This window comes from Yoonia maritima (genome assembly GCF_043641945.1).
In the GTDB taxonomy this organism is placed as follows: Bacteria; Pseudomonadota; Alphaproteobacteria; order Rhodobacterales; family Rhodobacteraceae; genus Yoonia; species Yoonia maritima_B.
On sequence record NZ_JBHZRX010000005.1, the window covers coordinates 124341 to 146395 of the forward strand.

Consider the following 22055-nt stretch of genomic DNA (forward strand, 5'->3'; position numbering starts at 1 on the left):
AACAACAGATAACCAGTTACCGACACCACGTTTTTCTATAGGTTGCACAGTAGGTTTGCGATGCAAGGAAAAGACCAACCAATGCCATCATATCCGACAGGGCGCTCGCAGTTGCGTGCCGCCAGAAAAGAAAGTCGTACGCTCTATTGGTCCGTCGCAATATTTAGCTTCTTTGTGAACTTACTAATGCTGACCGGGCCGCTTTATATGCTGAACGTGTATGACCGCGTTCTAAGTTCGCGATCCTTTGAAACGCTGATCGCGCTATCTGCACTGGTCGCATTCCTTTATGGTATGATGGGCATTCTTGATTACGTCCGTGGCCGCGTGATGGGCAGGATCGGCGCACGGTTTCAGGCGCGCCTTGATCGCCCTGTCTTTGCTGCGGTTATGCGCGCCACGACACTGGCCCGCGCCCCACGCGAAGCAGCCACTGGCTTGCGCGATCTAGAATCGGTTCAACGGCTTATCACCTCACCCGCCCTGATGGCCCTGTTTGACCTTCCTTGGGCACCCTTGTTTTTCTTCGGTATCTTCATCTTCCATCCCGCGTTGGGAATACTCGCCATCTGTGGCGCAGTCGTTCTGATCATCGTCGCGGTCGCGAACCAAATCACGAGCCGTAAACCGCTCGAAACTGCGAACTCGACACGTTTTGCAGCGGATCAGCTTGGCACACAAATCCGGTCCGAAAGCGAAATGGTACATTCACTTGGCATGCGCGGCGCAGCCTTTGATCGCTGGCAGCTGGCCCGTGGGAAATCTTTGGATGCTACGATCTCGGCGGCGGATGCCTCTGGCACGTTTACCGCGATGACGAAGACATTCCGTCTATTTTTGCAGTCAGCGATGCTGGGTCTTGGTGCTTACTTGGTGCTTATGAACGAACTGTCGCCCGGTGCGATGATTGCGGGTTCCATTTTGCTTGGTCGTGGGCTTGCCCCGATTGAAATGATCGTCGGTCAGTGGGCCGTGTTCCAACGTGGCCGCGAAGGCTGGGCAAACCTAGGCGTGTTGCTAAGCGCAGTCCCACCAGACACAGAGCGTACAGAACTGCCCAAGCCAAAGGCTGCGCTGCGCGTCGAACAGGTAACCGTCGTGCCACCGGGTGAAAAACTGCCAGCCCTTCGCGCTGTTAGCTTTGAGGTACAGCCCGGTCAGGCCGTCGGCGTGATCGGCACCTCTGGCGCGGGTAAATCGACACTGGCAAGGGTTTTGACCGGCGTTTGGCAGCCCGCATCAGGCAATGTGCGTCTGGACGGTGCTTCGCTTGAACAATACGACCCTGACATCTTGGGCCAATACATCGGCTATCTACCACAGCGCGTGCAGCTGTTCGAAGGCACCATCAAAGAAAACATCGCACGCATGTCGATGCAGCCAGACGATGCCGCCGTCGTTAAAGCCGCGCAAAAGGCTGCAGCGCACGAAATGATTTTGCGACTGCCGGACGGTTACGACACACGCGTGTCAGCAACCGGCGGGCGCCTTTCAGGCGGGCAAATTCAGCGGATCGGACTTGCGCGTGCGCTATATGGCGACCCGGTTGTTCTTGTGCTTGATGAACCCAACTCGAACCTCGACAACGAAGGTTCGGTCGCTTTGAACCGCGCGATCAAGGCACTCAAATCCGAAGGAAACGTCATCTTTATTATGGCCCACCGCCCTGCTGCGATCCAAGAATGCGATACACTTTTGGTCATCGAAAACGGCACGCGCCGCGCCTTTGGTCCAAAGGATGCCGTCATGGCGGAACTGGTCAAGAACCACGGTGAAATCCAACGCGCAAGCGGTAAAGCCGGGGGTGTCGCATGAGCGATCAAAGTCAAAAACGCTGGTCCGCGAAACGACACTTGGGCGTCGGGATTTTAACGCTTCTTATTCTTGTCGGGGGCTTTGGGACTTGGGCGATCATCGCGCAAATTACTGGTGCTGTTATTACAAGCGGCCAGATTGAGGTCGACCGCAATCGCCAAGTCGTTCAACACCCTGATGGTGGTGTGGTGTCCGAAATTCTTGTTGAAGAAGGTGACACTGTTAACGCTGGCGATCTGCTGATCCGCCTTGATGCCACGATCCTGAAATCAGAGCTTGCCGTCGTCGAAGGGCAGCTATTCGAAATCCTTGCGCGCCGCGCCCGCCTAGAGGCCGAGCGCGACGACAGCGATACCCTTACCTTTTCACCGACCCTAACCGAGGTCGGCACCCCAGAGGTCATGGAGCTTATCGAAGGGCAAACGCGCCTGTTCGAGGCCCGCCGCGAGTCTAACGAAGGTGCAGTTGAACAGCTTACCCAGCAACGCGCCCAAATCGCGAGCCAAATCGACGGTATCAAAGCTCAGCAAACCGCCCTTACCACACAGCGCGATCTGATCGCCCAAGAACTGCAAGATCAGCAAAGCTTGCTCGACCGCGGCCTTGCGCAGGCAAGCCGTGTTTTGGCCCTGCAACGCGAAGAAGCGAGCCTTCTGGGTACAATGGGCGAACTAACCGCCCAAGCCGCCCAAGCCGCAGAGCGCACGACTGAAATCGACCTTCAGATCCTAAGCTTGGCCACCACCCGCCGCGAGGAAGCGATCACGCGCATTCGTGACCTTCAGTATAATCAGCTAGAGCTCGCCGAACGGCGACGTACGCTGGTACGCCAGCTTGATCGGCTGGATATTCGTGCACCCGTGTCTGGCGTCGTTTACGGCATGCAAGTGTTCGCACCGCAGTCGGTTATACGCCCTGCTGATCCAGTCCTGTTCCTAATCCCACAGGACCGCCCGCTGGTCATCGCGACGCAGGTTAATGTTCAAGATGTCGACCAGATTTATGTTGGCCAAGAAGTAACCCTGCGGTTTTCTGCCTTTGATCGCAATCGCACCCCAGAACTGAACGGCAAGGTCACACTTGTGTCAGCGGATGCGTTCCAGAACGAGAATTCCGGGCTGTCATTCTACCGCGCCGAAGTTCAGCTGAACGATGGCGAAATCAACCGCCTGCCTGCTGACATGACACTGATCCCGGGTATGCCCGTCGAAGCATTCATGCGTACGGCTGACCGTAGCCCAATGGCCTATCTGCTAAAACCGCTCGCTGATTATTTCGCCAAGGCGTTCCGCGAGTCATGATTGCACCCTGTCGTTTTGCCCGCTAGCGTTCGGGCAAAATGACAGGAGATTCCCATGAGCGCGATTGAAACCAAACTGGCCGAACTGGGCGTCACTCTACCGGATGCGCCCGCCCCGGCAGCGAACTATGTCCCCTATGTGGTTATTGGCGATTTGGTCCATGTATCCGGCCAGATCTCGGCCAATGCTGACGGGCTGATTATCGGAAAACTGGGTCAGGACACTGACGCCGAAGCAGGCGCTGCCGCAGCACAAACATGCGCGGTCAACCTGCTCGCTCAACTCAAAGCAGCCTGTGGCGGCGATATCGACCAGCTCGTGCGCGTCGTTAAGCTGGTAGGCTTTGTGAACTCGACCCCAGAATTTACGGACCAACCGAAGGTAATCAACGGCGCTTCTGACTTTATGGTTGCGGCGCTCGGCGATGCAGGACGCCACGCGCGGTCTGCGGTAAGCGCCGCGAGCCTGCCATTTGGCGTTGCTGTTGAAATCGAAGCGATTTTTCAGATCAAATGACCTTGCCGCCGTCTTTCTTTGCTCGCCCGATCACGCACCGCGCCCTACATAACCGCGCTGCGGGGCGGGTGGAAAATAGCCTTGCCTCTATCCAAGCTGCCGTCGATGCAGGTTATGGCATCGAAATTGACGTACAGCTAAGCCGCGATGATCAAGCAATGGTTTTTCACGACAACCTGCTTGATCGCTTAACCGCGGAAACTGGCCCTGTCCGGGCACGCACAAGCAAAGAACTGGGCGCCATAAAGTTAACTGGTGACGTTGGAACCATTCCAACACTAACGCAAGTTCTGGAAACTATCGGTGGCCGCGTGCCTTTGCTGATCGAAATCAAGGATCAAGACGGCGCGATGGGTCCAAATGTCGGCCCCCTCGAACGGGCCACTGCCGATGCGCTGACAGACTATTCCGGCGAGGTTGCGGTCATGTCGTTCAATCCGCACAGCGTCGCCGTGATGGCGCAGATTGCCCCGAATATCCCGCGCGGGATCACAACATCAAGCTATGAGGCGCAGTTCTGGCCCGAAGTCCCGGATAAAACCCGCGCCGTTTTACGAGAGATCCCGGACTATGACCGTACCGGGGCCTGCTTTATCAGCCACGAAGCTGCCGACTTGGATCGTCCGCGCGTTGCGGAACTGAAATCCCAAGGCGCACAGGTGCTTTGTTGGACAATCCGTTCGCCCGCAGCCGAGGCAAAAGCGCGCGAGATCGCCGAAAATGTGACCTTTGAAGGCTACCTCGCTTGACGAAGCGCAGATCGCACCCAAGTCTGATGATATGACAGACACCCCAATCGAAGTCGCCGCTCACCCCAGCCTTGCGGACATTCACCCAGCCGACTGGGATGACTGCGCGTGCCCAGAGGCAACAGACGGTCGCCCCTATGATCCGTTCACGACATATCGGTTTCTAAAGGCGCTTGAAGACAGCGGGTCCGTTGGTGGTGCTAGTGGCTGGCAGCCACGCTATTTGACCGTACGCCAAAACGGCCAAATGATCGCCGCAGCACCGCTTTATGCAAAGGGGCACAGTCAGGGCGAATACATCTTTGATCACAACTGGGCGCATGCCTATGAAAACGCGGGCGGGCGATATTACCCCAAGCTCCAAATCGCAGTACCTTTTACCCCGGCCACAGGACGCAGGTTTCTGACAAGACCGGGATATGAGGTGATCGGAATGTCCGCCCTGATCCAAGGCGCGATCCAGATCGCCGCAGACAACGAAATCTCATCCGTCCACGCCACCTTTTGCACAGAGGCAGAAGCAATCGCGGGCGCGGAAATGGGGCTGCTTGCCCGCATTGGCCAGCAATTCCACTGGGTCAACGACGGCTATAAAGACTTCGATGCATTCCTTGCCACGCTATCCAGTCGCAAGCGCAAGAACATCCGCAAAGAACGCGCACAGGCCCAAAGCTTTGGCGGAGATATCATTACCCTGACAGGCGATGATATTCAGCCCGAACATTGGGATGCCTTTTGGCAGTTTTACCAAGACACGGGCAATCGCAAATGGGGCACCCCGTATCTGACGCGGAATTTCTTTGACTGCGCTCAAGAAACCCTTCGCGACGATATGATGATGGTGCTGGCGGTGCGCGACGGCCGCGCCGTGGCTGGGGCGCTGAATTTTATCGGGCGCGAAACGCTTTACGGGCGCTATTGGGGCTGTATCGAACACCACCCCTGCCTTCACTTTGAACTTTGTTATTATCAGGCAATAGAATTCGCCATCACCCACGGCCTGTCGCGGGTCGAGGCGGGTGCACAAGGCGAACACAAACTGGCGCGGGGATATCTACCCGTCACCACCCATTCGCTGCATTGGTTCGGCGATCCAGGCTTTCGAGATGCGGTCGCGCGCTATCTTGATGCCGAACGTGACGCCATCGACCACGAAATCGAAGTTCTGACCAGCTATGGTCCATTCCGCAAAACCAACCGTGAGGAACAGCAATGACTGACACATTGACCGAAGCCGAACGCAACGAATTGATCACCCCGCTTCTGGAAAACGGATGGGGGTTTGTGAGCGGCCGCGACGCGATTGAAAAAACCTATACGTTTTCCAACTTCATCGACGCCTTCGGCTTTATGACTCGTGCGGCGATCTGGGCCGAAAAATGGAACCATCACCCCGAATGGTCCAATATCTATAAAACCGTCTACGTCACGTTGACCACGCATGACGCAGGTGGTCTATCGGCCCTCGACGCCAAACTTGGCGCAAAATTGGATAAACTCGCAGGGGGCTGACTTGGATAAGCTGCTGAATACCGTCATCTGGAATGGCAAAACTATTGGGGATCTGCTGACGCTCGAATTCCTCGCGTCTATTTTTGGCAATGTCATCGCGGCATTATTCATCATTATCGCGGGCTTTGTCATTGGTGGTTGGCTGCGCAAGCGCCTGACACGACTGGGCGAAACGAACACCCACCTCGATATCACGCTGTTCAACTTCTTGGGCAATATCGCGCGCTATATCGCTGTTGGCTTTGCATTCCTGTTCGTACTGAACACCTTTGGAGTTGAGACAACATCATTTGTTGCTGTTATCGGTGCCGCCGGTTTGGCAATCGGTTTGGCCTTGCAAGGCACGCTGTCGAACGTCGCAGCCGGTGTGATGATCGTGTTTTTCCGCCCCGTCAAAATTGGCGACTTTGTCGAAGTCTCTGGCCAGATGGGTACCGTCAAAGACATCACCCTGAATTTCATTGAACTGGCATCACCCGCGAACGTGCAAATCATCATTCCCAACGCGCAGGTTTGGGGCAACACGATCGTGAACTACTCCACGTTCCCGACACGCCGGGCCGAATGGACATTTGGCGTGGGATACGGTGCCAACCTTAAGAATGTAGAACAAGTCATCCGTGACACGATCCTTGCCGATCCACGTGCAAAAGCTGAGCCTGCGCCATTCATTCAAGTGAATAATCTGGGCGAAAGCTCAGTCGATTTTCTGGTACGTGTTTGGTGCGACAGCGGTGACTTTTTCCAGTTTCAGGCGGATATGAAACGACAAGTCAAAGAGGCGTTAGATCAAGCAGGGATCGATATCCCATTCCCGACACGGACACTGATCCAGTCCAAAGCCTAACGAAAAAGGGCGGTGCAATCAGCACCGCCCTTTTTGATTTATTAAATTGCTTCAAGCAATGTTTCACCAGCCGAGATTTCACACTCGCCGGGGTTGGCTTCAGCGTTTAGAACTTTGACTACGCCGTTTTCAACCAGCATTGAATAACGCTTGGACCGGTTCACGAAACCAACAGGTGCCGCGCTAAAGTTCATGCCGATGGCCGTGGTAAACGCACTTTCGGCGTCGGCCAACATTGTGATGCCAGCGTCAATTGCACCAGTCGCATCGCCCCATGCCTTCATGACAAATGGATCGTTGACCGAAATGCAGATGATTTCATCAACGCCTTTGGCCTTAAAATCGTCATGCGTAATCATAAAGCTTGGTACGTGCGCAGTTGAACATGTCCCAGTGTATGCCCCTGGCAAGCCAAAGATCACCACTTTGCGGTTCTCAAGCTTATCTGCGAGCACCACTTGTGCTGGCCCGTCGTCGCCCATCTGAAGCAAGGTCGCGCCCGGAAGTGTATCACCTGTTTTGATAGTCATTATTATAGCCCCTTCGTGTTTGTATCTTTTGATGACTCACATATAGATGTTCCTGAAACAAGAGGGTGAACCCCAAGGAGATAAGTATGGCTCACGTCGTCATTGTCGGTGCAGGTCAGGCAGGCGCATCCCTTGCCGCGAAACTTCGCAGCGAAGGCTTTGATGGTGACGTTACGCTTATCGGAGCAGAAAAGGTACCACCTTATCAGCGCCCCCCCCTTTCAAAGGCTTATTTACTTGGGGAAATGGCCGAAGAACGGCTGTATCTACGCCCCGAAGAATTCTATGCCGATCACAACATAACCCTGCGCCTAAATACACGCGTGGTTGCAGTTGATAGCCAGAACAAAACCATCACGCTATCTGACGAAGAAGTCATCTCTTACGATGATCTCGCACTGACAGTCGGCGCACATCCGCGCATTTTGCCTGCCGCTGCTGGTGGGATGCTCGATGGCGTGTACGCGATGCGCGACCTAAGCGATGCAGATGCGATGGCACCGGCGTTTGTTGCCGACAAACATGTTCTTATTATTGGCGGTGGCTACATCGGGTTAGAAGCCGCTGCAGTAGCCGCAAAGCGCGGGCTAAAGGTTACTCTGATCGAAATGGCCGACCGAATTCTACAGCGCGTCGCGGCCCCAGAGACATCAGACTATTTCCGCGAGCTTCACCGCGCGCATGGCGTTGATATCCGCGAAGGCGTCGGTCTTGATCGATTGCTGGGCGACGACCACGTCACGGGTGCGTTGCTGACCGATGGCACCGAATTAGCGATCGACTTTGCCGTGGTTGGTGTTGGGATCACCCCAGCCACGATCCTTGCTGAAAGCGCGGGTATCGCCGTCGATAACGGCATCACCACTGACAACCACGGGCGCACGTCTGACCCGCATATCTGGGCGGCAGGTGATTGCGCATCTTGTTTGTTTAAGGGCGACCGCATCCGTCTTGAAAGCGTAGGCAACGCCATTGATCAGGCAGAGGCCGTCGCACGCAACATCATGGGGCGCGACGAAGAATATACGCCGAAGCCATGGTTCTGGTCTGATCAATACGACTGCAAGCTGCAAATCGCCGGGCTGAATATTGGTTATACCGATGTTTATATCCGCAAAGGGGACGCGCCCGGTGTGCAGTCCAACTGGTATTACAAAGGCGACGAACTGCTTGCCGTCGACGCGATGAACGACCCACGCAATTACATGATCGGCAAGCGCCTAATCGAAGCTGGCCGCAGCCCTGCCCCAGCGGCGATCACCGACCCGGCCACCGATATGAAGGCACTGTTAAAACCGTGAGGATCATCGGAGGCACCCATCGTGGAACCGCCTTGGCCGCTGTCGGCAAAGGCGACGCAGGTGCGCATCTGCGCCCCACGACCGACCGCGTGCGCGAAAGCCTGTTCAACGTTCTGCTAGGTGGCCGGTTTGGCAATCCCATCGCGGACATGAACGTGTTGGATTTATTCGCGGGCACCGGTGCGCTTGGGCTTGAAGCCCTGTCGCGTGGCGCAGCTCATGTGACCTTTGTCGATAGCGGGCGGGTCGCGCAAAAGCTGATCCGCGAAAACATCGCCAAACTGCGGCGACAGTCCGACACGACGTTGATTAGCAGTGACGCATCGCGCCTTCCCCAAGGCGACCCCTGCGCGTTAGTTTTCCTTGATCCACCCTACGGCCAAGGTTTGGGCGCAAAGGCGCTTGGCGCGGCCAAGGCCGCAGGCTGGATCGCCCCTGATGCGCTGATCGTGTGGGAAGAAAGCACCGCCCAAATCGCACCACCCGGTTTTACGACGCTCGACCAACGCCGCTATGGCGATACTTGGGTCACATTCTTGAAGGCTATTTCATGACTCCTAAACTTGTTATTTTCGACTGCGACGGCGTTCTAGTGGACACCGAACCAATGACGGACCGCATATTGTCCGCAAACCTAACGCGATACGGCCAGCCTATCACCCCACAAGAGGTTCACTTGCTGTTCGCCGGCGGCACGATGGAAGCGGTCGGCGTTGAGGCAACCCGCAGAGGCGCGAAGTTGCCCGACAACTGGCTAGATGACATTTATGCCGAAGTCTTTGCTGGGTTGCGCAAAGGGACGCCTGTCGTTGCCGGTGTATTGGACCTAATCCATGCGCTTGATCGCGCAGGCATTAAGCGAGCGATCGCGTCCAACGGGCCGATTCCGAAAATGGAAATCAGCCTGACGCCAAGCGGCCTTTTCGATCTGTTCGATGGGCGCATCTATTCCGGCCACGACCACGGACCAAAGCCCAAACCAGATATGCTGCTACAAATCGTGAAAGATATGGGCGTCACGCCACAAGACGCTGTAATGATCGACGATATGCCCGCTGGGTTCTTAGCTGCAAAAGCAGCAGGAATGCCCTGTTTTGGCTATGTTGCGGAAGGTGACGCTGCACGTATCGGCGACACTGGCGCAACGCCCGTAACCCACATGGATCAAGTCCAGCAAGCGCTTGGGCTATAACCTAAAAGACCTGCCCCGTGCCTAACACCTCGGCCGGGGCGACCCACCAATCCATCTGTGACACTTGGACGATCCGCGCGACATGGCGTGCCGTCGCCATATCCTTGACCAAACCATAGCAGGTGGCACCCGAACCGGACATGCCCGCGACACTCACCCCGGGCAAAGAATCCAGCTTGGCGATGACTTCACCAATCTCAGGCGCGATCTTTTCGGCAGCGGCCTGCATATCGTTTCTTTGCACCTTTAGCCAATTTACGAACGCATCATAATCGGCACCATCAGGCAACGGTGTCATAGGCGCGCCATTCTTATCTGTCATGGTGTTGAAAACCTGCCCCGTCGGGACATCGACCCTTGGCCGCACCAAAACGATTGCACATGGCGGTAGTTGCGGCACAGGGGCAAGCACATCACCAATCCCCGACATCCGTGTCGGGTCGGGTGCACGCAAACAAACAGGCACGTCAGCGCCCAATGCGACCACCTCTGGTGCACTGGCAGGCAGCGGATCAACGCCCCATAGCTCTGCCAGCATGGCAAGCGTCACAGCAGCGTCCGACGACCCGCTTCCGATGCCAGCAGCATGCGGAAGGTGTTTTTCAAGCGTGAGAAGTGCGCCGTTGGTGACCCCACGGGCTTGGCGTAACGCATCTGCCGCGCGCATCATCAGATTGCGTTCGTCAACTGGCACACCAGTCGAAAACGGTCCGTTCACCGTAATGCGCATATCCGGCGCAATCGTCGCAGTAAGCTGATCTGCAACACCGGCAAACACAACAAGGCTATCAAGCAAGTGATACCCGTCATCCCGTTGTCCTGTCACATGTAAGGTCAGATTAACCTTTGCAGGTGCTATCGCCTTAATGGTCGCCACTGGCCACCCGTATCGGCGCAACGCCTTCGTCAAGCAGTACAAGATCCAGTCCACGATCTAGCTTATCGCGTATCCGCGATGCGTTAGCTTCTTGCGGATCAAATGACAGCGCACGCTGCCATTGAAAACGCGCCTCGATCTCGCGACCGACGGCCCAATACACATCGCCAAGGTGATCATTCACGACGGCGTCTACTGGCTCTAGCTCAGCCGCGCTTTCAAGCAGCGCTACTGCTTCATCATAGCGACCAAGTTGGAACAACACCCAGCCAAGGCTATCAATAATCGCACCATTATCGGGGCGCGCGGCAGCGGCTGTTTCCAGCATACCCAATGCCTCGTCCAGCTTTTCACCGCGCTCGACCAACGAATAACCAAGGTAATTCAAGATCTGCGGATGGTCTGGCTGCAAAGCAAGGGCTTCGCGAAAATCTGCTTCGGCTGCAGGCCAGTTATCCGTCTTATGCTCGCAAATTCCGCGTGTGTAATAGACAAACCATTTCGCCGGATCATCATCAGAATATAGCTCTATCGCACGCGAATACGCTTTGGCGGCTTCGCCATAGCGGCCAGCCTGACGCAATGTATCGCCTTGATTGGCAAACACCTGCGGTAGCTCTGCATGACTGCGTGCAAGCGCGTCTAGCACTTCGATAGCGGCGTCAATGCGGCCACCAGAACGCAAGACTTCGGCGCGTCCCAGCTCGGCGGCATGGAATGCAGGATCATCGCGCGGGACGCTGGTGTAAGCCGCATTTGAAAGGTCATACTGGCCCAGGTCTTCTAACAGGCCCGCGGTCATCAATGTCGCGATGGTATTCTCTGGCCACAAGTAATTTGCTGCCCGCGCGTACATCAACGTGTAGGCGCTCGGTGCTTCGCTTTGGATGGCACCTGCAGTGATGTGATAGATTTCGGCCATACCCTGTTCAGGGGTCGTAACCGCGTTATAGGCAACGGATTCACCCGCCGCTAATCTATCGCGCAATTTGGCAAGACCCGGATCAAGCTGTGCACCAAAAATCCCATCCATGATAGCAACCGCATCGTCGTTGCGGCCCAGCTGGCTTAGGATTTGAGCGTGCGCGATCCCGCTTTGACGGTTGTACCGCATGCCACCGGGGATACGAGAGGCAAACATCGCCTCAGCGCCTTCAAAGTCACCAACCGACGCCAGCGCATAGGCTTTATGCGTGACACCATAGACGGTCATACCTTCGGTCTCGATCACACGATCAAAACCCCCGCTCGCCTTGGTCATGTCACCATTACCAAGATGGGCCCATGCTTGCGCAACACCATCAATCAATGGGCTAACCGTGCGGCCCTGTTCCAGTGCTTGGAAAATACCATCCCAGTTCTCGGCTTTCACATCCGCGATCTGCAGAACCAAATGCGCCACTTGGCTGTTAAAGCCCTGATCCACGATTGCCTGCGCAATCGCAATAGCCTGATCCATCTGACCAAGCGCCACATAGGATGTCATCGCCCGATCAAGCAAATAAGGGTTCGTTGGGTCGCCAAGCAGCCCCTCGGTCAGGTACCGCGCGCCAATTTCAAAATCATGTTCGTGAATAGCTTGCCGCCCTGCAAGGTACGCACCCGCGTTTGGATCGGCTAGTAGAGCAGACCCAGAAGACAACAGACATGAAACAACAATAGTAGTGAGTGAGCGTTTAAGCACGATTTAAACAGGCCTTCCGGATAGCTTTGATATCAACCTAAAGACACTATGGCAGTCATGCAAACACGACCTCGTGATGACGGCAGGATGTTGCGGCGGGTCTGGCTAAGGTCATAAAATGGCACAAGAAGACAGGCCCGAAAGCCCGCCAACTCGCCCTGCCAAGACTGCTCCGGTACGCCTATTATGTTGGCGCTTCACGTTGAAGACGACACTAAGCGATGAAGTGATTCGCAGTCAATAGAGTGATTCGCGAATCGGCGTTAACTTACCGGTGCGTAAGTTCGGCAATATGGATCAACAGGCACAGGACTGACCAAAAACGGTGTATCTGGCGGCATGCCGCTTTCCTCAATCCACTGCCCGTTCACGCAAAAGTCCTGTGCATAGTTACCAAGGTTGAAGCCAAACCCCGGATTACCGCAGTCATTCGCGTTCCCGTTCGCGTTCCACGCCTGCGTCACGCCTAAACCCAGTTCCCCCGGTGTCGCGAACACAGCGCGGCCCGGGTCATAGCGTAACATCCAACTTGCGCCGTCTAGGCGCGTTGCCATGTCCCACTTTCCCAACAAAGAACCTGCCTGATAGCCCGCGATTTTGAAGCGCGTCACGTCGGCCTCGGTCACCATGGGCTGGGTCAGCGCCACGTCCGGGATCGTCATCTGACCGGTCATTGTATAGTCATTCGCGCCGATCCAACAAAAATAGAAATCAGCAGCATTCGCCTGCGTCGTTGCCAGCGACAATATGACGGCACCAGCGCGGATCACTTGGCGTTCTCGCGCATGACATGACCCGCAAGATACAGTGACCCGCAGATCAAAATGCGGGCATTTGGTGCTGTCGCTTTGATCGTGGTGATAGCATCCGTCACACTATCAGCCACCGATGCTGGCATCCCGACGTCCGTGGCGGCCTTTGCCGTATCTTTGGCAGGGATCGTGTTAGCCTCACCGGGGATCGACACCGCTGTCAGCGTGTCCGCCACCTCAGACAGCGGCGCAAGATAGCCGCCGATATCTTTGGTGTTCAGCATACCGCATATCAAATGGGTCGGCCGTTTGGGTTGCTGGCGCAATGTCTCAGCAAGCGCGCGACCAGCGGCGGGGTTATGACCACCGTCCAGCCACAGCTCTGCTGGTGCGGCAAGATCAACAAGCGCGCCTTTGGTCAGACGCTCCATCCGAGCAGGCCAATAGGCGCGGGTCACGGCGGCTTCACAGGCGGCTTCGTCTTTGCCTAGCAGGCGCAGGGTCGCAATCGCAGCACCTGCGTTCATGATCTGATGTGGCCCAGGTAAATTCGGCAGCGGCAAATCAAGCAACCCGCGCTCGTCCTGATAAATCAGCCGTTCATGCTCTGCACTGACGTGCCACTGCTGACCGTAAGCATAAAGAGGCGCACCAAGACGGGCGGCGATGCTTTCGATCACGTCCAAGCTTTCGTCATGTTGCGGGCCAACGACACAGGGAACGCCGCGTTTGATGATCCCAGCCTTTTCACCAGCGATCTGCGCCAGCGTATCACCCAGAAACTGCTGATGGTCCAAATCCACGGGCGTAATCACTGTTACCGCCGGCTTATCGATCACATTCGTCGCATCCAGACGCCCGCCCAATCCAACCTCGAGCAACGTATAGTCGGCAGGCGTTTCAGCGAACGCCAGCAAACCAGCAACGGTGGTGATTTCAAAATAGGTAATCGAGTCAGACCCATTGACCTGATAGCAACGGTCTAAGACTTCGGTCAGCGCCTCTTCCGTGATCAGCTCACCAGCGAGCCTGATACGTTCGTGAAACCGCGCCAAATGCGGTGAGGTGTAAGCATGCACCTTGGCATTACCCGCCTCTAACCCTGCGCGGATCATGGCTTGGGTCGATCCCTTGCCGTTCGTACCTGCTAAATGGATGACAGGCGGCAAACGGTTTTGGGGATTGTCCAGTTTTTTAAGCAAGGTCCAAACGCGGTCCAAGGTCAGGTCGATGACCTTGGGATGCAAGGCCATCATCCTTTCAAGGATCACATCAGACGACGCTGTCACTTTGCGTCTTTCGCAGGTGTTTCTTTTGGTGCTTCTTCAACCGCTTCGGCAACGATTTCGGGCGCAGGCAAGTCACCTTTGATCGGGGCTTCAAGCCCCATCAGCATCCGCAGAATAGTGGTCAGCTCATCCTTAAGATCGGTACGCTTTGTCACGCGGTCCAGCATACCGTGGTCCAACAGGTATTCAGCACGCTGGAACCCTTCGGGCAGCTTTTCACCAATCGTCTGCTCAATCACGCGGGCACCGGCAAAACCGATCAGCGCGTTGGGTTCAGCAATCTGCACGTCGCCCAGCATCGCATAGGACGCAGTCACACCACCGGTTGTTGGGTGGGTCAGCACGACGACGTAAGGCAGGCCTGCTTCTTTGAGCATCTGAACCGCAATCGTGGTGCGCGGCATTTGCATAAGGCCAAGAATGCCTTCTTGCATACGTGCGCCACCTGCGGCGGAAAACAGGATCAGCGGACGGCCCAGCGCAATTGCGCGTTCAGCAGCGGCAACAATCGCGTTGCCGACGTACATCGACATCGACCCGCCCATAAAGGAAAAGTCCTGAACAGCGACAACAACAGGCGTACGGCCCATTTCGCCCTCGGCGACCAGCATTGCATCTTTTTCGCCGGTCTTCTTACGGGCTTCTTTGATGCGGTCTGTGTATTTCTTCTGATCACGGAAATGCAGCGGGTCAGCGACTGGCTCTGGCACAGCAACTTCAACGAACACGCCGCCATCAAAGATTGACATTAGACGTTCACGCGCCGAAATCGCCATGTGGTGATCGCAATTCGTACATACGTTCAGATTGTCGGCCAGTTCGCGGTGGAACAACATGGTTCCGCACTCGGGACACTTGGTCCAAAGGTTTTCAGGCACCTCACGGCGCGAAAAAAGCGAGTTGATCGTCGGACGGACGTAGTTGGTGATCCAGTTCATTGGCGCGCCTTTTGCATTAACGCCTTTCAGATATGACGAGGCGTCACGAAATGCAATCAGTGGTGAACCTTGCCGTGCACAAAACAGCAAAGCGCCTGCTGTGCGTCACCGCCGAATCGCAAGCCGTGCTGCCAGCCACATCACAAGGAGCGATAGCATCTGACCTGCGATTTGCAGCAATATAAACGGCGTCACTAACGCGCTTATCCCATCGCTGTATGTCGCCGGGTCTTCGTATGGGAATAGGAACAAGGCAACACCCGTGCCCGACCAGCCGCTGATCCCATACAACAATATCGCGAAGGCGTTGTTTGCCAAATGCAGCCCAACCGCCGCCCCCAAATTACCGCTTCGCGCAGTTAAGTCCGCGCAGGCAACCCCCAGCATCGTCGCCCAAAGTGCCCACATGAACCCTTCGGCGGCACCGTTGCCGTTCCAGTAATGAAGCACCCCGAACATGACCGAAGGCACGCCCATCCAAACCCATCGCTTATCTGACAGGCAGGCAAATTGTTGCTGAAGATACCCGCGAAACAGCATTTCCTCGGTGCCAACCTGCACCAACAACGCCAGCAACGTCACGGGAATCAGCAAGAGCCACGCCGCCAAGGGGCGCGGCATTTGTGCAGAACTTAGGTCGTACCAAGGCGGCAACAGCTCTTGTGCCAGTAAAACAAGTACAACAACCCAAGTCGCAGCCACCATATCGCGCCAAGCCGCATCAGCCGGTCCGATCAATGACCAAAACCCGCGCCCATGCACAAGGTTCAGCAACATCACGAGGCCAAGTGCACCAATTCCAAAAGTAAAGAACTGCGCTAAGGTCCCAAAGGCCGAAGTCCCTTCAATATATGCTTCTCGGGCACCTGAGCCTGACAAAAAGGTCAGCATAATGTCGGGGGCCAATCCGAAAATGACTTCGAACCCAAACACAACGAGGCCCACCCGCCAAAGCTGCGGCTCGCGCGCTGCGACGCTAACAAAGCTGTGATGCGGGGCGTAAGGATCAGACATAGTGGACATTAGGCCGCGCAGCTGCTGGCCCGCAAGCGCAGTTCTAACTTGCGTCACCCCCGTCCAACTTTTAGACCAACAGCATCAGTTCCCGGGAGACAAGCCAATGCTTAAAGGCAAAGCCGACAAGACAAACCTACCTAGCCGCCACGTCACCGTAGGCCCAAGCCGTGCACCGCACCGCTCTTATCTATACGCAATGGGTCTGGACGAAGACGATATTGCACAGCCATTTGTTGGCGTCGCGACCTGCTGGAACGAAGCTGCTCCTTGTAACATTTCGCTGAACCGTCAGGCCCAAGCTGTAAAGCTTGGTGTTAAAGCGGCGAATGGTACGCCCCGTGAATTCACAACCATTACCGTCACCGATGGTATCGCGATGGGCCACGAAGGCATGCGCGCATCGCTGGCATCACGCGAAGCAATCGCTGACTCCGTTGAACTGACGATGCGCGGTCACTGCTATGACGCGCTGGTCGGACTTGCGGGTTGTGACAAATCACTGCCTGGCATGATGATGTCGATGATCCGCCTGAACGTGCCATCCGTCTTTATCTACGGTGGTTCGATCCTTCCGGGCCGGTTGAATGGCAAAGACCTAACAGTTCAAGACGTCTTCGAGGCCGTAGGCCAGCACCAAGCAGGCAACATGTCTGATGCAGAACTCGAAGTGCTGGAACGCGTTGCGTGCCCTTCTGCGGGTGCTTGCGGTGGTCAGTTCACGGCCAACACCATGGCATGTGTTTCCGAGGCAATCGGCCTTGCGCTCATGAATTCATCCGGCGCCCCTGCACCATATGAATCGCGCGACCAATACAGCGTCGCTTCTGGTGAAGCGGTCATGAACCTGATCGAAAAGAACATCCGCGCCCGCGATATCGTAACGCGCAAATCGCTCGAAAACGCAGCGCGCGTTGTGGCCTGTACAGGCGGATCAACAAACGCAGGTCTTCACCTGCCCGCGATGGCGGCCGAGGCTGGCATCGACTTTGACCTGTTCGACGTTTGCGACATCTTCCGCGATACGCCGTATTTCGTAGATCTGAAACCGGGCGGTCAATACGTTGCCAAAGACCTTTACGAAGCAGGCGGCGTTCCTGTCGTAATGAAGGAACTGCGCAAAGCCGGCCTGATCCACGAAGACTGCATGACAGCATCCGGCCGTACAATCGGCGAAGAACTGGACATGATCAAAGGCGAAGCTGACAATAAAGTCATCTACTCTGTTGAAAACCCGATCACTAAAACCGGTGGTGTTGTTGGCCTGAAAGGCAACGTTGCCCCCGAAGGAGCGATCGTAAAAGTTGCCGGAATGGATGAAGAACAACAGGTCTTTACCGGCCCAGCACGCGTGTTCGAATGCGAAGAAGACACATTCGAGGCCGTCAAAGCCCGCCAATATAAAGAAGGTGAAGTTCTGGTTATTCGCAACGAAGGCCCATCAGGTGGCCCAGGCATGCGCGAAATGCTGGCAACAACCGCTGCACTGTCTGGCCAAGGCATGGGCAAAAAAGTCGCGCTGATCACCGACGGTCGTTTCTCTGGTGCGACACGCGGTTTCTGCGTGGGTCACGTTGGCCCAGAGGCCGCGCACGGCGGGCCAATTGCTTTGCTTGAAGACGGCGACATGATCACCATCAACGCGATCACAGGCGAGCTGTCGGTAGACCTGACTGATGAGGTTCTGGCCGAACGCAAAGCGAAATGGAAAGGGCCAAAGGAAACGATCTACGCTTCTGGCGCGCTTTGGAAATACGCGCAGTTGGTCGGTTCGACGCGTCTTGGTGCGGTAACACATCCCGGTGCGAAAAAAGAAAAACACATCTACATGGATCTTTAATCCAATGTTTCGTGTAATTGCGAGTGTGGCGGTGGCCTTGGCGATGATCGCCTGCACGACGACCGCCCCAACGCAAAAGGCAGTTGCGCTTATGGGCGGTGATATCATCGCCCGCGCCCCTGCTGGGTATTGTTTTGACGGCACAGCAAGCAACCCGCGCAAGGGCTTTGCAGTCATTGCGCCTTGTGCGGCACTTGGCGTCTCCGAGGCCGCACCAAACACCCGAGCAATCGCCACCATCCAAGTTGGCGATAAGGGCTCTGGTACAGTCACCGGCTCTGAAACCCAGATGCGTGATTTTCTCCAGTCAGACGCTGGCGCAGTTTTGCTAAGCAGCGTGGGCAACAGCGACACCATCACTGGCGTTACAGCACAGGCCGGGACTGGCATTGTCACCGTAAAGTTCCGCGATTCAGCGCCGCACGGCATGGCCAGGCTTCAAAACAGTGAATGGCGGGCCTTTACCGACGTTGACGGTCGACTGGTAACCATTGCGCTACGTGGACAGGCCAATTCGCCGCTGACCAATAACACCGGGAACTGGTTGCTGAATGCGATCGCTGCGGGCATTAAACCTGCAGGCTCGGTCGCAACCACGCAATCGTCTGATTCCTAACCAGTTTCATGCTAGGGTAGGCCTGTAAGGAAAGGCAGCGCATATGGCGATCAATCCAAACGGGATGCTTGGGCGGTTGATGCAGCGTGTCTCACTCACGCGCTGGAACAGGGCGGCCCGCAACGCGCCTAATGCAGAGTTGGCAACACTGCGAGCGAACCGCCAACATGCCCGACAGCTTTTGGTTCCTCTCCAAGAACTCAGCTATATTGCCGAAAACCGGCTTGCCCTTCCTCGCATTGGCACGAATACGTTTCAGCGGCCGGCAGGAACGGATTGGTCTTGGCGTCCAATGGCATGGCGCGCCGGGATCGCAAAACGTGGCCTTGCCCCTGCCCTGAACAAAGACAAAATCGGTGACGAGGTCGCGATTTTTCATGACTGCCAGCAGCAGGAATTATCACTGACGCAATACAGAAATCTACGCAGGGACGATCTTGCCGCATATGGGCTGGCGCTCGAGGTCTACCATTTTGATGGCAGCTTTCTGTCGCTTGTGGTTGATCTACCCACCGCCGCCTGTGAGGGACTGAAAAAGCGGCACGTGCTGCAGCTTGCCGCTGTGATCGAACGCGAAGTTCCGATTAATATCTATGCGCGGCTGAATGTGAAAAATGGGCCTAATACCGAGCAAATCTTGCTGACCTTGCCTGCTGATGAACCTGATACGATGGCAGAATTCGACCTTGCCTACACGCAACTAAACGAAGCACGTACCGAAAAAATATGGATCGACTTGCTGTTTGAAAATCCAAACATGAACAAGATCACGATCCGCGACTTAAACATCTGCCGCTATCCACGCGCGGAAATCTGATTGCTGGGAAAGGGACTGTTATGACAACCTACACGCTGACCAAAACCCGGCTGGTCGCTGGCATATGGGAAGGCTCCCTTACGGGTGCAGGCACTGAACAACCGGACCTACGGGTCACCCATCATGGAGAACCGGTTGAAGGGCTGCGTACGGATTATGACGCGGCTGAAAAAAAGTGGCGCGTCGAGTTCCCTGTGCCTGCCCACCTCATTAGTGATGGCGTCCAGACGTTTGTGATTAGTGACGACCAAGGCAATACGCTAGACAGCTTTTCCTTGTTGTCCGGCGAAGCATTAGCCGAGGACATCCGCGCCGAAGTGGATTTACTGCGCAGTGAATTGGACATGCTAAAACAAGCATTTCGTCATCATTGCAGTAACGGTTAAACGTAAACAGATGGCGGTTTTCACCGCCATCTGCATCTCCCCCGATCGTTCGCTCAGAGGCTTGGGAACGCTGATCAAATGATCAGTTGAAGTTGTAGATCACCGAAACGCCCAGTGTGTTCACACCTTCGGACAGGTCAGCATCTGTTTCGCTGTTGAACGAGGTTGTGTAACCTGTACGCAGCGACAGAGTTTCTGTCATTGCGACGTTCAGTGCCAGTTCGTTGACCAGTGTTGTCGCTGTTTCCGAATAGATCACATCGGTATCGTTCGTGATATAAGTCGCGTCAGACAGGCTCTTGAACACGTTAGATGACACAGAAGCAGCTGCTTCGGAAACGTCTTCCATGTTCACACGCTTTGCTGTGCGGTAACCTGGACCAGCTTGTACAGACCACTGAACGTCAGCCGCGTTGTAAATACGGTAACCAAGACCAGCACCCACAAAGACGTCCTGTGTAAAGTCGCCGTCAGTGTCAGCCATGTTGTCAAAACCAGCTTCCAATTTACCGAACGCAAACAGAGTGTCTGTCAGGTCACGACGGTAGTCGATACCAGCAAGCAAAGTGTCTTCTGTTTTGACGCCATCAGTTTCGCCGTAAGCAAGGCTTGCTGTCAGGTCGATACCGTTCAGGCCGTCATATGTGCCGTAACGCAGGCCAAGACCGATGTCGGTTGTTGTGCCGTCGTCATCTTTCACAGATGTACCACGAAGCGCGACCGAACCATAAGCACCAAGCTCACGACCTTCGTTGCCGAAACGGCCAAGATCCCGCTCACGGTCATCTTCGATTGCTTCTTCCAGATCATCAACCGCGTCAACAGAAGCGTCTTGGTTGCTGAAAGCAGTTGTTTGCGCAGCACCAGCTGTTGCGACGAAGCCGCTGATTACAGCGATGATAAATACGTTGTTTGTCATGGGTCTATCCTCTCCCAAGAAGGTGACCCGTCCGGTTCAAGGAACGGGAGCATCTCTGCTGAGCGGATATCTAGCGGCAGCCCGTCAATAAGGAAAATTCAAAATAATTATGCTTATCATGATTATTGCTTACTCATGATCGTGAGGCTCCCCGAGCACCTCAACCTCGTGATCCTCACTAATGTCACGTAGCTGGGCCAGCACTGCCTCGCCATCAGCTTCGGCGACATTGGTAACACGGTGCAAAGCCTGCTCTGCCATTTTGCGGATTTCTGGATCCATATCGTCGCGCCACACGGCCCAAACTGGATAGGGGAAGCGCGGCGCATCAGGGACCAAGAACAACTGCCCGGCATCAATGTACTTTTTGACATAGCGCGCCGGCAGATATGCCGCGCCCTGCCGATTGACGATAAATTCCGCCGCCATCGCGCCCAACGAAAAGGTAAGTCCGGGGTTCGTTAGCTCTGGCAAGGCTTGCGCATGCGCACCCACAAATTCAGGCCCCCAATCGACAAAGACATAGCGCCCGCCCAAATCCATGGTCGGATTTTTCCATGACGCCACCATCACCAATTCTTCTTCTAATACCTGTTCGGCCACCAACCCCGGACGCAGCTGTGGCATGTAAAGCAGTCCGACGTGCATGATCCCTTCAATCAAAAACCGAGTAAGCCGATCCGGCATCCCTAGTTCAGCGCGAATATTCAGGTCTGGCATTGTTTCTCTTAGCCCGTCGATCCAGCGAAACCCCATGCGCGGCCATAACGAATACTGTGCACCGATTGTCAGACTGCGGGTAAACCCTTCGGGGATGGCGACTTGCTGACGGGCTTCTTCCCAAACGCGGATAATCGACAACGCATAGCGTTCAAATTCGCGTCCGGCGTTGGTCAGCTCTGCCCCTGCCTTTGAACGGGTGAACATCGGCTTACCAAGTGTATCCTCGAGCCGCTGGATACGCAACGAAACCGCAGATTGCGTCACATATAGACGATCCGACGCAGACACGAACGATCCTGTCGCTGCGACCTCTAGGAAGGTTTTGAGCAAGGTAATATCCATCGGCGCCATCCATATCGCTTATTTATCTTAACAGCATTCATATTTGGTCTTGCTCGCGAAACAACCGATGAAATTTCGCGGAACGGATATATCTT

The 22055-nt window shown here is 55.5% G+C and carries 23 protein-coding genes; 14 read left to right on the top strand and 9 right to left on the bottom strand.

Going from position 1 to position 22055, the window contains the following annotated elements; translation table 11 throughout:
• Positions 1-81 precede the first annotated feature (81 nt).
• From ACHUEV_RS12770 to ACHUEV_RS12800, 7 genes are read left to right on the top strand one after another with little or no spacing between them, the layout of a single operon-like run.
• Positions 82-1815 carry a type I secretion system permease/ATPase gene (locus tag ACHUEV_RS12770; protein ID WP_394180446.1) on the top strand — a complete coding sequence of 578 codons (1734 nt, stop codon included), beginning with the start codon at positions 82-84 and terminating at the stop codon, positions 1813-1815.
• Positions 1812-3116, top strand: coding sequence for an HlyD family type I secretion periplasmic adaptor subunit (locus ACHUEV_RS12775; protein ID WP_394180448.1), 1305 nt, complete (start codon positions 1812-1814; stop codon positions 3114-3116). The genes ACHUEV_RS12770 and ACHUEV_RS12775 overlap by 4 nt, the downstream gene beginning before the upstream one ends.
• A gap of 54 nt (positions 3117-3170) precedes the next feature.
• The gene (locus ACHUEV_RS12780) at positions 3171-3632 is read left to right on the top strand and encodes a RidA family protein (RefSeq protein ID WP_394180450.1); all 462 of its coding nucleotides are present in this window, start codon (positions 3171-3173) and stop codon (positions 3630-3632) included.
• The gene (locus ACHUEV_RS12785; RefSeq protein ID WP_394180452.1) at positions 3629-4381 is read left to right on the top strand and encodes a glycerophosphodiester phosphodiesterase family protein; all 753 of its coding nucleotides are present in this window, start codon (positions 3629-3631) and stop codon (positions 4379-4381) included. The genes ACHUEV_RS12780 and ACHUEV_RS12785 overlap by 4 nt, the downstream gene beginning before the upstream one ends.
• Positions 4382-4412: 31 nt before the next feature.
• Positions 4413-5597, top strand: coding sequence for a GNAT family N-acetyltransferase (locus ACHUEV_RS12790; protein ID WP_394180646.1), 1185 nt, complete (start codon positions 4413-4415; stop codon positions 5595-5597).
• Positions 5594-5893 carry a 4a-hydroxytetrahydrobiopterin dehydratase gene (locus ACHUEV_RS12795; RefSeq protein ID WP_106358930.1) on the top strand — a complete coding sequence of 100 codons (300 nt, stop codon included), beginning with the start codon at positions 5594-5596 and terminating at the stop codon, positions 5891-5893. Before ACHUEV_RS12790 ends, ACHUEV_RS12795 begins: the two co-directional genes overlap by 4 nt.
• Before the next feature lies 1 nt (position 5894).
• Positions 5895-6740 carry a mechanosensitive ion channel family protein gene (locus ACHUEV_RS12800; RefSeq protein WP_394180454.1) on the top strand — a complete coding sequence of 282 codons (846 nt, stop codon included), beginning with the start codon at positions 5895-5897 and terminating at the stop codon, positions 6738-6740.
• Between the two features lie 41 nt (positions 6741-6781).
• Here ACHUEV_RS12800 and ACHUEV_RS12805 read toward each other — a convergent pair whose 3' ends face one another.
• Positions 6782-7270 carry a peroxiredoxin gene (locus ACHUEV_RS12805; RefSeq protein WP_394180456.1) on the bottom strand — a complete coding sequence of 163 codons (489 nt, stop codon included), beginning with the start codon at positions 7268-7270 and terminating at the stop codon, positions 6782-6784.
• A gap of 86 nt (positions 7271-7356) precedes the next feature.
• Between ACHUEV_RS12805 and ACHUEV_RS12810 the strand changes: the two genes are divergently transcribed.
• From ACHUEV_RS12810 to ACHUEV_RS12820, 3 genes are read left to right on the top strand one after another with little or no spacing between them, the layout of a single operon-like run.
• Entirely contained in the window at positions 7357-8571 is a 1215-nt protein-coding gene (locus ACHUEV_RS12810; protein ID WP_394180458.1) for an NAD(P)/FAD-dependent oxidoreductase, read from the top strand.
• Positions 8568-9125 (top strand): 16S rRNA (guanine(966)-N(2))-methyltransferase RsmD, encoded by a 558-nt coding sequence (rsmD, locus tag ACHUEV_RS12815; protein WP_394180460.1) that lies wholly within the window; start codon positions 8568-8570, stop codon positions 9123-9125. Before ACHUEV_RS12810 ends, rsmD begins: the two co-directional genes overlap by 4 nt.
• Positions 9122-9763, top strand: coding sequence for an HAD family hydrolase (locus ACHUEV_RS12820; RefSeq protein WP_394180462.1), 642 nt, complete (start codon positions 9122-9124; stop codon positions 9761-9763). The genes rsmD and ACHUEV_RS12820 overlap by 4 nt, the downstream gene beginning before the upstream one ends.
• A gap of 1 nt (position 9764) precedes the next feature.
• Here the strand turns inward: ACHUEV_RS12820 and ACHUEV_RS12825 are convergent, their stop codons facing one another.
• From ACHUEV_RS12825 to ACHUEV_RS12850, 6 genes are all read right to left on the bottom strand, one after another.
• A complete protein-coding gene (locus ACHUEV_RS12825; RefSeq protein ID WP_394180464.1) occupies positions 9765-10640 on the bottom strand; it encodes a 4-(cytidine 5'-diphospho)-2-C-methyl-D-erythritol kinase in 876 nt (291 codons plus the stop codon).
• On the bottom strand, positions 10627-12324 hold the full coding sequence (locus ACHUEV_RS12830; protein ID WP_394180466.1) for a tetratricopeptide repeat protein: 1698 nt from the start codon (positions 12322-12324) through the stop codon (positions 10627-10629). Before ACHUEV_RS12830 ends, ACHUEV_RS12825 begins: the two co-directional genes overlap by 14 nt.
• 263 nt (positions 12325-12587) lie before the next feature.
• Positions 12588-13094, bottom strand: coding sequence for a hypothetical protein (locus tag ACHUEV_RS12835; RefSeq protein ID WP_394180468.1), 507 nt, complete (start codon positions 13092-13094; stop codon positions 12588-12590).
• Complete coding sequence (locus ACHUEV_RS12840) at positions 13091-14332, bottom strand: bifunctional folylpolyglutamate synthase/dihydrofolate synthase (protein WP_394180648.1); 1242 nt, start codon at positions 14330-14332, stop codon at positions 13091-13093. Before ACHUEV_RS12840 ends, ACHUEV_RS12835 begins: the two co-directional genes overlap by 4 nt.
• Before the next feature lie 29 nt (positions 14333-14361).
• A complete protein-coding gene (accD, locus tag ACHUEV_RS12845) occupies positions 14362-15303 on the bottom strand; it encodes an acetyl-CoA carboxylase, carboxyltransferase subunit beta (protein WP_394180470.1) in 942 nt (313 codons plus the stop codon).
• A gap of 105 nt (positions 15304-15408) precedes the next feature.
• Positions 15409-16374 (bottom strand): CPBP family intramembrane glutamic endopeptidase, encoded by a 966-nt coding sequence (locus ACHUEV_RS12850; RefSeq protein WP_394180472.1) that lies wholly within the window; start codon positions 16372-16374, stop codon positions 15409-15411.
• A gap of 49 nt (positions 16375-16423) precedes the next feature.
• On the opposite strand from ACHUEV_RS12850, the gene ilvD reads away from it, so the two are divergent.
• From ilvD to ACHUEV_RS12870, 4 genes are read left to right on the top strand one after another with little or no spacing between them, the layout of a single operon-like run.
• Positions 16424-18157 carry a dihydroxy-acid dehydratase gene (ilvD, locus tag ACHUEV_RS12855; protein ID WP_394180474.1) on the top strand — a complete coding sequence of 578 codons (1734 nt, stop codon included), beginning with the start codon at positions 16424-16426 and terminating at the stop codon, positions 18155-18157.
• 4 nt (positions 18158-18161) lie between these two features.
• Positions 18162-18773, top strand: coding sequence for a dihydroxy-acid dehydratase (locus tag ACHUEV_RS12860; RefSeq protein ID WP_394180476.1), 612 nt, complete (start codon positions 18162-18164; stop codon positions 18771-18773).
• A gap of 43 nt (positions 18774-18816) precedes the next feature.
• Positions 18817-19590 carry a DUF6478 family protein gene (locus ACHUEV_RS12865; protein WP_394180478.1) on the top strand — a complete coding sequence of 258 codons (774 nt, stop codon included), beginning with the start codon at positions 18817-18819 and terminating at the stop codon, positions 19588-19590.
• 20 nt (positions 19591-19610) lie between these two features.
• The gene (locus tag ACHUEV_RS12870) at positions 19611-19976 is read left to right on the top strand and encodes a hypothetical protein (protein ID WP_394180480.1); all 366 of its coding nucleotides are present in this window, start codon (positions 19611-19613) and stop codon (positions 19974-19976) included.
• An 82-nt stretch (positions 19977-20058) separates the two neighbouring features.
• Here ACHUEV_RS12870 and ACHUEV_RS12875 read toward each other — a convergent pair whose 3' ends face one another.
• Together ACHUEV_RS12875 and ACHUEV_RS12880 are read right to left on the bottom strand one after the other, a co-directional pair.
• Positions 20059-20895, bottom strand: coding sequence for a DUF481 domain-containing protein (locus tag ACHUEV_RS12875; protein ID WP_394180482.1), 837 nt, complete (start codon positions 20893-20895; stop codon positions 20059-20061).
• A gap of 129 nt (positions 20896-21024) precedes the next feature.
• On the bottom strand, positions 21025-21960 hold the full coding sequence (locus ACHUEV_RS12880; RefSeq protein ID WP_394180484.1) for a LysR family transcriptional regulator: 936 nt from the start codon (positions 21958-21960) through the stop codon (positions 21025-21027).
• Positions 21961-22055 lie beyond the last annotated feature (95 nt).